The organism is Paenibacillus sepulcri (assembly GCF_042647105.1).
Classification (GTDB): Bacteria; Bacillota; Bacilli; order Paenibacillales; family Paenibacillaceae; genus Paenibacillus_Z; species Paenibacillus_Z sepulcri.
Genome location: NZ_JBHRUP010000002.1, coordinates 523,867 through 537,215, shown reverse-complemented (window position 1 = coordinate 537,215; position 13,349 = coordinate 523,867). Strand labels below are relative to the sequence as shown.

Genomic DNA, 13,349 nt, shown 5'->3' with positions numbered 1-13,349 from the left:
ACAAGTCCAGGTGAGGAAAATGATTAGTAGTCCCCCTTCACAAACCACAGACCAGGAGGAAAAGTTATGGGGATACTTGATAAAAAGGTTGTGCTGATCACCGGCACCGGTGGAGGTCTCGGTCGCGTTGCGGCGCTGACCTTTGCGCGAGAAGGTGCAAGGGTCGTCGGATGCGACATCAATGTTGATGCCAACAACGAGACAGTCGAACTCTTGCGTCGCTCCGGCGGTGAGATGACTGGCATTGCGCCGGTTGATCTCACCAACCCGGAACAGGCGCAGAAGATGGTTGAGGATGCTGTGGCCGCCTACGGCGGGCTCGACGTAGTCTACAACAACGCGGCCATACAATACTTCGGTCCGATGCCCAATTTCTCCATCGAAGACTGGCGGAGAACCATTGCCGGCGAACTCGACATTCCCTTCTTCGTGTCGAAATTCGCATGGCCGCACCTGGTTCAGCGCGGTGGCGGTGTCATCATCAACGTCGCGTCCATGGCAGGCTTGATCGCCGGAGAGACCCCCCCGATGGTCGGGCACAGCGCAGCGAAAGCTGGCGTCATCGCCATGACGCGACAATTCGCGCTTGAAGGCGCGCGCCATGGTATCCGTGCGGTGGCGATCAGTCCAGGGCCTTTCCTAACCCCGGCAAGTGACCGCGACCTCGGCGACAACCAGGCGGCTCGGGATGAGATAACCAAAAAGACGCTTCTCAAGCGCTTCGGTCAACCCGAAGAACTCGTGGAGCTCGCGGTATTCATCGCTTCTGACCGGGCGTCTTACATTACAGGTGCCAACTACGTCGTCGACGGTGGCGCAACCGCTTGGTAGAGCTGCAGGGAGCTCGGTAAAATCGGGACCGCAACGATGATCGATTTGAGAAGTACGTCACTTCTTTCCCTCATATTGCTTTGAAGTTTGTTATAACATATCGGGAACGAATGGTAAAGAAAAATTTTACCAATCGTTCTCGTATAGGTTGTGAATTACCAATTAACGTTACGATAAACGGTTGCTCTAACCGGAAAGTATAACCCGTTGTTCTTTTTCCCTCGTGTCAACTCACTTATACGTTTTTAACTAGCCCCTGTGATAACGTTCAAATTTCAAATGTTAAAAAACCATCGCCAAGCATTGGCGATGGTTTTTTACAGTGAATTCGTTGAAGGAGAGGTAAGGCATGAGATAAGTTTTTTTTCAATTATGACATCAAGTTCACTTGAGTGACGCGGTTTGTAAGAAATTGGCCTATTAATTAGGTGCAAACGAGATTTCCACAAATTTCCTCACCCTCAAATTATGAATTTTATGTTATATAAGTTGACAGATTCAGAATGAATAATTAATATGAGAACGATCGATCTAATATACCTGCGCAGGTACTTGAAATTAAATTCCAACAAAGAGGAGCAAAGAATGATGATGAGTAACCAAAGTAAAGCAGGTATGATGCATCGGAATGCCAACAAAGAAAATACGTTCCTATTCCTTACAGACATTAATTCAATATTGGTAAGTGGTGAGGACACAAACGGGGAGTTTTGCGTGGTGCATTGTTCGGTCAATGAAAATGATGGTCCGCCACTCCATGTTCATAGAGATGAAGACGAATCTTTTTACGTGTTGGATGGAGAATTAGAAATGACACTTGGCAATGAAACTCTTCTGGTTAAAAGTGGAGATTATGTCTTCGCTCCTCGCGGCATTCCACATACCTTTAAGGTGAGGTCAAAAAAAGCTCATTTCCTGGTTACAGCCTACCCTGCGGGATTTGATTCATTTGTAAAGGAACTGGGCGTTCCTTACGTGGAAGGAATGGAAGCGCACATTGAGCCGCCCACTCCTGAATCGATACAGAAACTAATGCAAGTATCAAAAAAATATAATATTACTTATCCTGGTCTTTAAATTTTCCCAAGCCATTATCCATTACCAGTCATACCAATTCGTTTTATCACAGAAAGAAGGGATAATCGCTTATGAGAGAATCTTTCTCCAATTCATCCATTTATGATTCCAGAGGCGCGTTAGCACTTGGCGAGCATAAGCTTTCGATCGACGGAGTGGAACAAAGCTATTATGTAGCCGGCAGAGGGCCGGTTTGTCTGGTTCATGCAGGTGGTCCCGGTTTCCATTGGGATTATATGCGTATGCCGTTGCTTGAAAAAACAATGACCGTTGTCTATATAGAGTCCATAGGCACGGGGAGTTCAGGGATGTTGCCGGACGGAGATTACAATATGTCGCGGTACGCCTATTACGCCCATAAAGTCGCAGAACACATTGGAGCTCGGAGACCATACTTCTTGGGACATTCACACGGAGGTTTTGTCGGACTTCAATATGCTCTCGATTATCCGGATGAGCTCGGAGGGCTAATCGTCTATAGCAGTGCTCCGTGTATGGGACCTGATATTGGTATGGAGCAGGTTTGGCAAATTGAGCTCTATGCTCAGCGCTGGCCGGATCGTCCTGAGGCTCAGGATGCGAAGCAGGCTTGGATGGACTTAATAACAGGCGCAGCGCAAGACAGCGAATCGACCCTAAACATTTTACGGCGGTTATTACCCGCATTCTTCGGTGATTATTGGAACCTCCCGGAAGAAGTCGAGGAGTGGAAAGCCAATCTGAATTTTACCTTCGATCCGAATCGGAAGCCGCATACGTGGGATGTTAGGGATGTTTTGCATACGATTCTTGCTCCGGCACTCATCCTGGTCGGAGAAAATGATTTCAACTGCGGCCCACGATGGGCAACGGAAATGGCTGAGAAAATTCCTGGATCGCAGCTCTATACCTTCGAAGAGGGCGGGCATATGAGTCATGTCGAGAACCCGCAGGAATTTACGAGAGTAGTGAGCGATTTCGTCTCTCAGGTAATTAGGAGCAAGTAAATATAAAAGTCTATGAGCACCAGAAATCTTAAGGAGGGCTTTATTTATGATTAAAGTTTTTAAAAAGAAAGCAGCATCTTTACTGCTGGCAACCGCAGTCGCCGCAACTCTGCCAGCGGTCGTATCCGCAAACGGAGCGGATCTTTCAGTAATGGTAAACGGAATGGCATTGACTTCGTCCGCCAACCATATTTCCGGTGGAAGGGTGTATGTGGATCTGAAGAGCTTTTCCAGCATTACTGGTATGAATTTCGACTATGACAGCAAGAAGCACACTGCAATGATCAATGGAAAAGAAATTAACGTTGTCGAAACGAAGGGAATCCCTACGGTCTATATTAAAAATCTGGCCAATGTGGTAACCGCGAACAGCCTGACCTGGAATGGCAAAACGCATACGGCGCAGCTTAGCTTTAAATCCGAGTTGGTAGTCTTAGGCGATATCGTTTCCCAAAATGCAGGCTGTGTACTGCAAAACCGTTTCACTGTAGGTGACGGTATCGTTTTCCGAATGAAAGCTCTGAATCCGATCACAGGTATGCTGGCCGAAAATGCGACGCTGCAGGTTCATCTCGGTACAGGCGAAGTACTTGATATGCAGTTGGGACAACACCCGCCTGATGCCCCGGTTGGCGAGATGTTTTGGAGCGTGAATTACAAAGTGACAGACGCGACGCCGAAAGGAACGCTTAGCTACTACGTCACCGCCGAAACGCCTACCATGAAAGGTGAATATAAGCCGTTTCAAGTAGTGCCTTCGCTCATTACGATCGTCGCACCTGAGTCCTTGGCAACGGGAGAACAAGCCAATTAACACATACCAGGAAAAACAGAGAGAAGAGGTCTATACAATTGAAACCCATGACGTATCTGGTTACGTTCCTGAGTTCGTTTCTGGTGCTTGTTTCGTTCTGGATGATGCCATCCGCTAATGCGGAACCGAATGGGCAGCCCGTTGCACCGTCCGTTCAGATCTCACAAAGCAAGGGTACCGTCGGAGCTGCCATCCATTTTTCATCGGAAGGCTTGAAGCAGAACGTTCCAGTTAAACTGCTCTGGGAAACCGAGCAAGGGAGTTACGATATTAAGGGTCTATACAGCTTTATCGGTCCGGTGTATAAGCCCGAAGTGAACACGATATTGACCGGCATGTCCGATGAACAAGGTAAATGGCAGGGAAGCTTCATTATTCCCAGAGGCTTCGGCGGAGACCATACGATTTGGTACGGAAATCACGGTACAAGCCGAGGGAATCAGCTATTCGACCATGGAAAGCAACTGGCAATTGTCATACGACAACAAGATGACGGGCTTAATCTCCGCGGTATCCACGAATGGCAGCGCGACCGCTAGGATTCGCGCCTCAGGCCCGGCCGGCAAGCATACGATCACGATTTGGCATGGCTATTTGGGCATGCCGTACATGAACTACACAGAAGCACCGAATGCCTATCTACCTGTTCCGAGCTTCACGTTTAACGTAACGGACGAGGCGCCGGTCGTCAAGAATGAAGTTGAGTCCCAGCCAAAGGCGGTTGGCGGAGGTGTGCAAATGCCTGCGCTGACGAATAAGCCAGGCGTATCTGCTTCGCTCAGCCAGTCTTCTGGGCACGTCGGGGATAACGTGACACTGAAAGCGAGCGGCATTCCGGCCAGCAAAACGGTGAACCTTGTCTGGCATACGATGGAGGGCAGCCGAATATCCGGCAAAAATTTCGAGGAAAAGACGAAGAGCCTGGGAACGGCTCAAACGGACGTTAACGGCAGACTTAGCTACGACTTCCCGGTACCTGATGACCTTGGCGGCGTTCCACACCGGATTGAATTGAAGGTCGCGGGCGTTACCTATGCTGAAACTTACCTCTCGATAACACCGTCAATTGCCAAGATCACGCCAACTTCGGGACCTGCGGGCACTGAAATTACCGTTCAAATCAAAGGCGTCGGCTGGACGGAATACGATAACGCATACTACCTGGACTACGACAATGCTTACCTGGGCTATATGTGCGGCTTCAATAGCCAGGGAACGGTAACGTTCACTATTTTCGCTTCCGGCGAACCGGGTTACCACATTCTCGATCTGTATCCCGGGATATATAAGGGCAAGCAGGCGAACCCTGATGTCTACGTCGCACCTCAGTTGACTTACGGAGAGGACCATCCGGGATCAGCCATTCCGGCCATCCGGTTGGGTGTCACAATCACAGAATAAGAGGCCCAAGAGAAGGTTTCATGCATTGTATGACAAATTGTATCGCGAAGATTGTATGCGCGAGGCATGGCGACGAGTCAAAGCCAATAAGGGAAGCTCCGGGATCGACGGGATCAGTCTCGACCATATCGTGAAGGATTACGGCGAGGAGCGATTGTTACAGGAAACAATCGACCTGCTGAAAAGTGGAATCTATCAGCCACAGCCGGTACGACGCCATGAGATTCCAAAACCTGACGGGAAAATGCGACCACTAGGTATCCCGACCGTACAGGACCGACTGGTCCAAACGGCGACGAAGATTGTGGTTGAAAGCATCTTCGAGGCGGATTTTCGGGAATGTTCCTTCGGATTCCGTCCGAAACGAAGCATGCACGGTGCACTGCAGCGGATACGGAAAACAGTTAATGAGGGAAGCGTCTATTGGGTGGTGGATGTAGACATCACGGGATACTTTGACAATATTCCTCATGACAAACTCATGGCACTGGTTGAACAGCGAATTAGTGACCGCCGCATCCTTAAATTAATCCGGAAATGGCTAGAAGCCGGGTACATAAAAGATAATCAGTTCCATGTGACGGAAATCGGCAGTCCGCAAGGGGGAGTCATCTCTCCTCTACTGGCAAACATTTACCTGAACTACTTGGATACGATATGGGAAAGAAAGTTCTCTCACTTGGGCACCCTTGTCCGCTTTGCCGACGATCTCGTCATATTATGCAATCGGAAGGAGCAATCGCTTGAAGCCATAGATGTGCTGAAGGCGGTGTTTGCGAAACTAGAACTAACGATGAACACGAAGAAATCCAAACTTGTTAACCTCTGGATAGATAAGAAGGGATTCGACTTCTTAGGCTACCACCATCGACGCCTGCCTATACTACGTGAAGGCGGAAGGGTCGCCCACATCCTGCGTAGTTTCCCGTCGAAGAAAGCAATGGAGAAGATGCGGACGCAGGTGAAAGAAGTAACGGCTCGTCGGAACCGGTTAATGTGGTCACTGAACGATATGGTTAAAGTGCTCAACCCCAAAATACAAGGGTGGAGGAACTACTATACCGCAATTGATCCAGGGGTCTCAAACGGATTTTTGCGCAAAATCGATTGGTATATTCACAAACGACTCGCTCTATTCTGGAACAAGAAACACAAGAGACGTAAGTCTTGGCACATGGACTTCAACAGAACTCTTTCGCTTTCAGGTCTGAAGTCCGTTGCTTCTTGGACGAGTACGTACTGCACAAGGTGAAGAAAGTCGGAAAGCCGTATGTGGGAAAACCGTACGTACGGTTTGATGAGGAGGGGCTGGTATCTCCAGTCCTTTACTCTACAACGGAGGTTGAAGAAATTGGCGAGCTATAATGAAGCCATTCGCGAGAACATGATTCTGGCTTTTGAACATTTGAGCCATAATAACCCGCGCATGAAATTTGAACGCACTCTGACCGCCTGCCGGGTCGAAACTGATATTCCGTATCCGATTTTCAACCGCGTATTCGATTATCAGGCTTCCAAAGAAATTGACGTTGCTGAGGATGTGAAAGCCATCGCTGATTCGTACCATAAGCGCAGAATGAAGTGCAGCTGGCACATCTATTCCCATGATCGGGATGAAGCCGTAATCGAAGCGTTGCATGCGAACGCGTTTGTCAACGTGGGCAGTATGTCCGGGATGTCGCTTTCCCTTGAAGGCCGGGCGATCAAGAATGCCGAAGTACCGGGATTGCAAATTCGCACCATTCATACGAATGAGGAACTCGAGATATTCAAACAGGTCTTTATTGCCGAATATCAGCTTACGGATGAAGTGGCAGAGGCCGCTACCCGGATTTTCGCCTATGACCAGGAACGGAAATCGACCCGCTATTACCTTGGCTATTTAAACGAGATGCCCGTCAGTACCTTAATGACCTTCAGTCAAGGAGACGTTTCGGGGATATACACGGTTGCGACTCTTCAAGAATTCCGCTCAAGAGGCATCGGCGGAGCAATCGTGGCCCATGCCTTACGCGATATACATGCCTCAGGAGCAAAGCAGGCGATTCTGCAGGCAAGCTCCATGGGTCAAAGCATTTACCGCAAGCTCGGATTTGAAGAAGAAATCACGATTGACGTTTATTCTGGGTAATTAAACGCTTGCTTCGGCACCGATTTGCCCGTATTGGCAATAATGACCGAGATAAAGCAAGCACAATAAAACAGCGGAGATCCTAGGCTTTGGCATTCAAAGTCCTGGACCTCCGCTGTTTCGTTATTTAGTCATATGTCGTATGACAAGAACTTGGTCCGATTGCCGACGATAAATCTATTTACAAAATTACCCATAACTCAGTTCAAAAGAAAGCGCGATCCAAACGGAACTTTTGTTTCCTCAAAAAACCATAGATCACATCTATCGTTTTCATAGAAAAGATAATATTGATCTATAATTTTTAATCTAATACAATGAGGCATCAGGTGAGGTTGAGTTAATCGAAAGGAGAACGATAAAGGACCATTTGCTCATTGCGGCATATGGGAGATGGCATAAAATCGAATCGGAAGATGGATACTAATATTCATAGATGTGCATCAATTTATTAAGGTATAAAGCATGACGAATCAGCCTTGGTTTGGTTATTGGCCGAACTGGGGCTGACTTATTCTCCAAGGATTTCAGAATTTCCGTATGATGTTGCCACGACAACATAGCACGAATGCACTCTACATTCGATAAACAATAATTTGTATAGAAAGTGGTGATTATCCATGCAAACCATGGCTGCCGTACAGAAACAAAAAAGTTCTGTTCAATTCTTACCCGTTAATCTATTCGCGTCGGTTATGGGAATTTCAGGTCTGTCATTGGCTTGGAGACAAGCAAGCAAGCTATTCGGCACTTCCCCTGTCATCGCTGATATTATTGGAATTGTCGCAGTTCTGGTATTTGTCGCGTTAAGCATAGGTTATATTTCAAAATGGGTTCTTTATCCACAGAAAGTCAAAGATGAATTTGCGCATCCGGTTTTAGGGTTTTTTTTCGGTACGATCACGATTTCCATTCTATTGCTTTCCTCCGTGATAGGCGCCTACAGTGAGATATCGGGGCAAGTGATTTGGGTCATCGGAATTGTACCCACATTTGCGCTTAGTTTTGTCATCGTTACACGCTTGTTGAACGGCAACCATGAGCCTGGTAACGCGGTTCCGGCCTTGTTGATTCCTGTGGTAGGGACCATTAATATAGCTGTTACCGGCGGGACAATGCCGTTCCCATGGGCGCATGAAATTAATCTGTTGTCCCTGGCGATCGGAGGAATTGTTGCTTTAGTTTTCCTTTCCTTGATCTTATCCAGATTGATCCATCAAGCTCCACTGCCAGCAGGATCAACGCCCTCCATGATGATCATGATTGCGCCGTTTGAGGTTGGTTTTCTTGGCTATACGAATTTCGAGCAGCGAATTGATCCGTTCGCCTCCATCTTGTATTACTTTGGTCTGTTCCTGTTCATTGTCTTATTCTTCAAAGTATTTAAAAAATCCATCCCGTTTGGCGCTTCCTGGTGGGCTGTAGGCTTTCCAATGGCTGCTCTCAGCAATGCCGCTTTAAAATATGCGATGTTTGTGCATTCATGGCTGTTAATCGCCATTTCCGCGGTCGTTCTGGCTTTGTTAAGCATCGTTTTGGTCGTTCTCTTTATTCGAACAATAAACATGCTATTTAAAGGGAGTCTGCTTAAAGGATAATCATTTAACGATCTTAACAAAAAATGATAAGCAAGGACTGCTCTCTGCAGGAGTAGGAATTATAATATTAACATTTGTGATAATTAGATTCCCTTTTTAAAAAATGTGGGAGGCTAGAAAGCCACCAAATAAAGATATATAAGCTAACGTATCACGACAGTGGAGGAGCTTGCTTCGGGCAGCTCCTCTTCTAATTTATTGAACTTAAAGTATGATTGGACCGGATGAGATTATTCCCGAATCGTGTTCGTTAAAAGGACTGACAAGAACCTATCTCGTTCATATAGCAATTCCCAATTTGTGTATATATACAGGATGCGTGGACATAATATTTTTAGCAAACTGCGGTCAAGAACATGGATGGCAAAATCATAAGAGAATAAGATGGGGAGGCGCTAAGTTAATGTCGAATAGAAAAAGCTACTATGCATTTGAGAATCCGTCTGGCACTTCAATTGAATTTCAAGCCACCAGCTTACAACAGGCCATGGTGATTAAAAAGAAGAAGGCCCAAGAACTGGGGATTCCTAAAGAGGCTTTTGAACTCAAAAGCATACGCAAGAAACCAAGCCAAAGCGCATAAGAACATAATCTGATGGAAGTCCGCGGAAATCGCGGGCTTTTTTTAGTAAAGGTCCGTTTTCGAAAAATTGAATTGGATGGTTATTTAAAATTTGGAAAGAATAAAAATTGATTTACTCATCGAAAGGCAAGGGGAAACAAGTAATGAATAACTTCAGGAACGTATATAGAAATCGGTATTATCAAGCCAACGTTACTGCGTTCGGTACAATTCAACTTCACCAGCGAAATCCCCTTATAGTCGCATTATGGTCCGTAGCTTTCCCTGGATTTGGCCATTTCTTGGTCCACAAATTTATGACTGGCTTTGCATTGTTTTTTTGGGAATTTTATATTAACCAATTAACCCATCTTAATACAGCCATGATGTATTCGTTTAACGGCGAAATAGACCAGGCAAAGGCAGTTTTAGACGAAAAGCACATCTACCTCTATATTCCAGTGTATTTATTTGCAATATGGGACAGCTACCGGGTTGCTATCGATGAAAATAAGATACATCTGTTGGCGAAAAGGGAAAATGCCAAGTACACGACTTTCACGATAAACCCTTTTGGGAATAACTTTTTAGACAAGAAAAAGCCATGGATCGCTTTCGCTTGGTCAATGGCATTGCCAAGTCTCGGACAACTATATATTCATCGACTCATAGGCGCTTTTTTGCTTCTGATTATGACCATAATCGTAATCCTAAATTCAAACCTGGTTGAAGGCATTCACTATTGTTTACTAGGGGACTTTTCGAAAGCCAGAGATGTAGTAGATGCTCAGTGGTCCCTTTATTTCCCATCGATTTATTTCTATGGCATATATGATTCCTACTCCAATACTGTAGAATTAGTAAAACTTTTTAATTGGGAACAAGCGGACTTTTTGAAAAAACATCATCAATCACAAAATTTTGTATTGCATAAAGGAGAAAAAATCTAATGGACATACAGTTCTTCTCTACATTTCAGCATTCACACTATGTCGAGCTTGCCATTAGCAAACTAAAAGAAAATGAAATCGATGACATCTATGCAGTTCCACTTGATAACCGTCAAATAGATACAAAACTGCTTGATTCGATGCACGGTATGGACGGAACCTCATTAGTTGATATTGGGCTCATACTTGCCATGATGGGTGGAACCATAGGGGTAGCTAGAGGATTTAATCTTGACTGGGGACCAGTGTTTTGGGGACTAATTGGATCGGCAGTCGGTTTTGCTATTGGTTTTGTATTCGATGTAATAAAGACCCTCTATAAACGGAAGAAGATAAGAACGGCTAAAACTAAACATGGTGAAGTTATAATAATTGTTCAGTGTACAAATGAACAGTCCCGGTTTGTAGAGCAGATCTTATGGAGTAACATGGCACTTGGGGTTGCTAAAACTCGAATGCAAGGAGGCGGTGAGCGGAAACAAGGACGCTATAAATTACGAGCGTTTAAAATAAACAAAACGGAAAGAAATTAGTGTAAAAACGGCTTATCAGCTGCCGGTAGCCTCAAGCCCAGACAAGCTGACTGCCAGCAGCAAAATAATATGGCGGCTTTTTTAATTTAAGGGGAACAAATTCTTGTCCCGAGCGAGGACAGAAACTTGTTCCCTTTATACAAATGATGATCTATCCTTTTGTACTAATCGCCAACAAGCGTTTTAGGTTGTCATCAATAAATTTACTATCGGCACTGTTGATTCCGCGACCGGCAAAATGGCCCCAGATCGACTTGATAGGATTAAAAACAGCATTAGGTATAAGCTTAGCCTCGTATTCGTTATCGTCCGCCGTGCAGAAGAGATCCGTGCTCCCTGGCATGATGCAGGCAAGCGCTTTAATGCTTTTGAGCGCCTCATCGAAATCACCGTTATAGGAGGGGTTTGCGCTAATATCTGCAAATTGGCCTGTCCATAACATGGCCAGGACATTGTGCGGATCCATCTTCATAAAGCTTTCTTCCCAGACGCCAGCCACAAAATCTGCCAATGAGTCATATCCCAGCTCACGATAAAGTTGCTCTCTATAAAATGCCTGCGATAAGCCCCATCCTGCATAGACACGGCCAACGGCGCGCATATCTGCAGAAGTCAACTGGTTTAGTTTGTTTGAATCGAAGCCAACTGCAGCCATGAGCGGAGCTTTCATTCCGTCCAGGACCACAGACGTATGGGGCCAGGTTTTTGCAACTCCGGCGAAAGGTGCAATTCGTTCCACCATGTCCGGATAACTTGCTCCCCATTGGAATGATTGAATGCCTCCCATTGACCATCCGACTACGAGAGCGATCTTTTGAATGCCGAATTTTTCGGTCACCAGCCGATGCTGTAATTTAACGTTGTCATAGATGGTTACCTGCGGAAAATTAGCCCGGTCGAATGGGGGTGGCGTGTTGCTGGGAGACGAAGATAAACCGTTGCCCAGCAGATTTGGAACGATAATGAAATATTTCTGCGGATCTAGTGCCATGCCGTTTCCAATCAACCATTCATTCTGAACATGCTGGTCGCCAAAAGCAGTTGGATAGACGATAACATTATCTTTCTTTTCATTCAATCTTCCATAAGTCTTATAAGCAAGAAAAGCGCTCGGTAACGTCACTCCGGATTGCAAGGTTACATCACTCAAATCAAAAATCTCATAATCCATCGTATTGTTGCTCCCTTCAAAATAAGTCCATACATTTAGAATGTATGTCTTGTGCTTAGTATAGGCCTGTGGTACTTTCAATAAAAGTGATTAGAATTCAATATAGTATTCAATAATATTGAAAGTAAAAGGGGATAGTATGATGGAATTGCGCCAACTGAATACGTTCCGAACGGTTGCATCAACTTTAAATTTCAGCCGGGCTGCGGAAGCGCTGAGCTACGTCCCCTCCAACGTCACCATGCAAATAAAAGCATTGGAGGATGAACTTGGTGTTCGTCTCTTTGACCGATTGGGCAAGCAGCTCGTTCTAACAACTGCGGGTAAACGCTTTTTAACTCATATCCAAGGCGTTCTAGACAAATTGGATGAAGCTCGCAGCGTCGTTCATGACAATGAAAATCTAAGCGGCACCCTAACGATAAGTGCCAACGAGGTTCTTTGCGCCTATCGGCTTCCAGCTGTCTTTCACCTATTTCGTTCGCGCCAACCGGGAGTGCGTCTCATCTTCCGCTCTGTTTCCAATCAGCAACTCAAGCAAACGCTCTTTGAGGGAACCGCGGATGTCGTCTTTATGTTGGACGAACCCATTCGCTCAACGGGACTTGCTGTGGAACCGTTGCTGGAAGAAACCTTCCGCTTTTTCGCCGCTGCAGACCATCCACTCGCGAAACGAACTGTGCTACAGCTAGAAGATTTTCACGGAGAAGTGTTCTTGACTAATGAAAAGGGTTGTACCTATCGAACCATGTTTGACCGAGCATTTGAGAAAGAGGGCATTGATAGTATTACGTATTTAGAGTTTCAAAATGCCGAAGCCATTAAACAATGTGCAATTGCGGGAATCGGTATTGCCTTTCTTCCTGAAATAACAGCGGAAACCGAAGTTGAACGGGGAGAACTTGTTGCTCTTCCATGGCATATTCCGGACTTGCATGTGTATACACAGATGTTATGGCATAAAGACAAGTGGCTTTCACCAATCATTTTATCTTTCATAGAAGCAGCAAGGGAGGTTATCGCTATAGAGGATCCCGACATGAAAAGATACGGGGAGCGATAACTCCATAACAACAACTTGAAGTAAAACGGCAGCATTAAGTTCTTTGTATATAGCAAAAAACCTGTCATGTAGACAGGTTAATGATTCATGGATTTGAGCAGTGCCAAGAATATGGAGCGCCTCATTTCTGTTAAAGAAGTCCAGGAGAATACCTGCTGGCTCCAAACCTATTTTGGGCGGTTATTCCCTGAGAGGTCACTGTACAAAATATATATAGCATATCTCCTGAATT

14 protein-coding genes are annotated in these 13,349 nt (G+C 45.7%); 13 read left to right on the top strand and 1 reads right to left on the bottom strand.

Going from position 1 to position 13,349, the window contains the following annotated elements:
• Positions 1-66: 66 nt before the first annotated feature.
• The 12 genes from ACFOLF_RS37255 to ACFOLF_RS37200 all read left to right on the top strand — a co-directional run bounded on the left by ACFOLF_RS37255 (position 67) and on the right by ACFOLF_RS37200 (position 10,883).
• A complete protein-coding gene (locus ACFOLF_RS37255; RefSeq protein ID WP_210047051.1) occupies positions 67-831 on the top strand; it encodes an SDR family NAD(P)-dependent oxidoreductase in 765 nt (254 codons plus the stop codon).
• Positions 832-1,416: 585 nt separating this feature from the next.
• A complete protein-coding gene (locus tag ACFOLF_RS37250; protein WP_210047050.1) occupies positions 1,417-1,908 on the top strand; it encodes a quercetin 2,3-dioxygenase in 492 nt (163 codons plus the stop codon).
• A gap of 71 nt (positions 1,909-1,979) precedes the next feature.
• A complete protein-coding gene (locus ACFOLF_RS37245) occupies positions 1,980-2,894 on the top strand; it encodes an alpha/beta fold hydrolase (RefSeq protein ID WP_210047049.1) in 915 nt (304 codons plus the stop codon).
• Between the two features lie 46 nt (positions 2,895-2,940).
• A complete protein-coding gene (locus ACFOLF_RS37240) occupies positions 2,941-3,708 on the top strand; it encodes a hypothetical protein (protein ID WP_210047048.1) in 768 nt (255 codons plus the stop codon).
• A gap of 38 nt (positions 3,709-3,746) precedes the next feature.
• Positions 3,747-4,247 carry a hypothetical protein gene (locus ACFOLF_RS37235; RefSeq protein WP_210047047.1) on the top strand — a complete coding sequence of 167 codons (501 nt, stop codon included), beginning with the start codon at positions 3,747-3,749 and terminating at the stop codon, positions 4,245-4,247.
• The gene (locus ACFOLF_RS37230; protein WP_210047046.1) at positions 4,162-5,109 is read left to right on the top strand and encodes a hypothetical protein; all 948 of its coding nucleotides are present in this window, start codon (positions 4,162-4,164) and stop codon (positions 5,107-5,109) included. The genes ACFOLF_RS37235 and ACFOLF_RS37230 overlap by 86 nt, the downstream gene beginning before the upstream one ends.
• A 25-nt stretch (positions 5,110-5,134) precedes the next feature.
• On the top strand, positions 5,135-6,361 hold the full coding sequence (ltrA, locus tag ACFOLF_RS37225) for a group II intron reverse transcriptase/maturase (RefSeq protein WP_379114698.1): 1,227 nt from the start codon (positions 5,135-5,137) through the stop codon (positions 6,359-6,361).
• Between the two features lie 99 nt (positions 6,362-6,460).
• On the top strand, positions 6,461-7,240 hold the full coding sequence (locus tag ACFOLF_RS37220) for a GNAT family N-acetyltransferase (RefSeq protein WP_210047045.1): 780 nt from the start codon (positions 6,461-6,463) through the stop codon (positions 7,238-7,240).
• Positions 7,241-7,860: 620 nt separating this feature from the next.
• Complete coding sequence (locus tag ACFOLF_RS37215) at positions 7,861-8,838, top strand: SLAC1 anion channel family protein (RefSeq protein WP_210047044.1); 978 nt, start codon at positions 7,861-7,863, stop codon at positions 8,836-8,838.
• 403 nt (positions 8,839-9,241) lie between these two features.
• The gene (locus ACFOLF_RS37210; protein WP_210047043.1) at positions 9,242-9,421 is read left to right on the top strand and encodes a hypothetical protein; all 180 of its coding nucleotides are present in this window, start codon (positions 9,242-9,244) and stop codon (positions 9,419-9,421) included.
• 143 nt (positions 9,422-9,564) lie between these two features.
• Complete coding sequence (locus tag ACFOLF_RS37205) at positions 9,565-10,350, top strand: hypothetical protein (RefSeq protein WP_210047042.1); 786 nt, start codon at positions 9,565-9,567, stop codon at positions 10,348-10,350.
• Entirely contained in the window at positions 10,350-10,883 is a 534-nt protein-coding gene (locus tag ACFOLF_RS37200; RefSeq protein ID WP_210047041.1) for a hypothetical protein, read from the top strand. The genes ACFOLF_RS37205 and ACFOLF_RS37200 overlap by 1 nt, the downstream gene beginning before the upstream one ends.
• Before the next feature lie 151 nt (positions 10,884-11,034).
• Here the strand turns inward: ACFOLF_RS37200 and ACFOLF_RS37195 are convergent, their stop codons facing one another.
• Entirely contained in the window at positions 11,035-12,054 is a 1,020-nt protein-coding gene (locus ACFOLF_RS37195; protein ID WP_210047040.1) for an alpha/beta fold hydrolase, read from the bottom strand.
• Between the two features lie 142 nt (positions 12,055-12,196).
• Here ACFOLF_RS37195 and ACFOLF_RS37190 point away from each other — a divergent pair, with 142 nt between their 5' ends.
• Positions 12,197-13,117, top strand: coding sequence for a LysR family transcriptional regulator (locus ACFOLF_RS37190; RefSeq protein WP_210047064.1), 921 nt, complete (start codon positions 12,197-12,199; stop codon positions 13,115-13,117).
• The last annotated feature ends 232 nt before the right edge of the window (positions 13,118-13,349 follow it).

Coding starts and splice junctions, on each gene's coding strand:
- ACFOLF_RS37215 (WP_210047044.1), top strand. CDS start 7,861: ATGCAAACCATGGCTGCCGTACAGAAACAAAAAAGTTCTGTTCAATTC.
- ACFOLF_RS37210 (WP_210047043.1), top strand. CDS start 9,242: ATGTCGAATAGAAAAAGCTACTATGCATTTGAGAATCCGTCTGGCACT.
- ACFOLF_RS37205 (WP_210047042.1), top strand. CDS start 9,565: ATGAATAACTTCAGGAACGTATATAGAAATCGGTATTATCAAGCCAAC.
- ACFOLF_RS37195 (WP_210047040.1), bottom strand. CDS start 12,054: ATGGATTATGAGATTTTTGATTTGAGTGATGTAACCTTGCAATCCGGA.
- ACFOLF_RS37200 (WP_210047041.1), top strand. CDS start 10,350: ATGGACATACAGTTCTTCTCTACATTTCAGCATTCACACTATGTCGAG.
- ACFOLF_RS37250 (WP_210047050.1), top strand. CDS start 1,417: ATGATGATGAGTAACCAAAGTAAAGCAGGTATGATGCATCGGAATGCC.
- ACFOLF_RS37190 (WP_210047064.1), top strand. CDS start 12,197: ATGGAATTGCGCCAACTGAATACGTTCCGAACGGTTGCATCAACTTTA.
- ACFOLF_RS37240 (WP_210047048.1), top strand. CDS start 2,941: ATGATTAAAGTTTTTAAAAAGAAAGCAGCATCTTTACTGCTGGCAACC.
- ACFOLF_RS37255 (WP_210047051.1), top strand. CDS start 67: ATGGGGATACTTGATAAAAAGGTTGTGCTGATCACCGGCACCGGTGGA.
- ACFOLF_RS37230 (WP_210047046.1), top strand. CDS start 4,162: ATGGAAAGCAACTGGCAATTGTCATACGACAACAAGATGACGGGCTTA.
- ACFOLF_RS37245 (WP_210047049.1), top strand. CDS start 1,980: ATGAGAGAATCTTTCTCCAATTCATCCATTTATGATTCCAGAGGCGCG.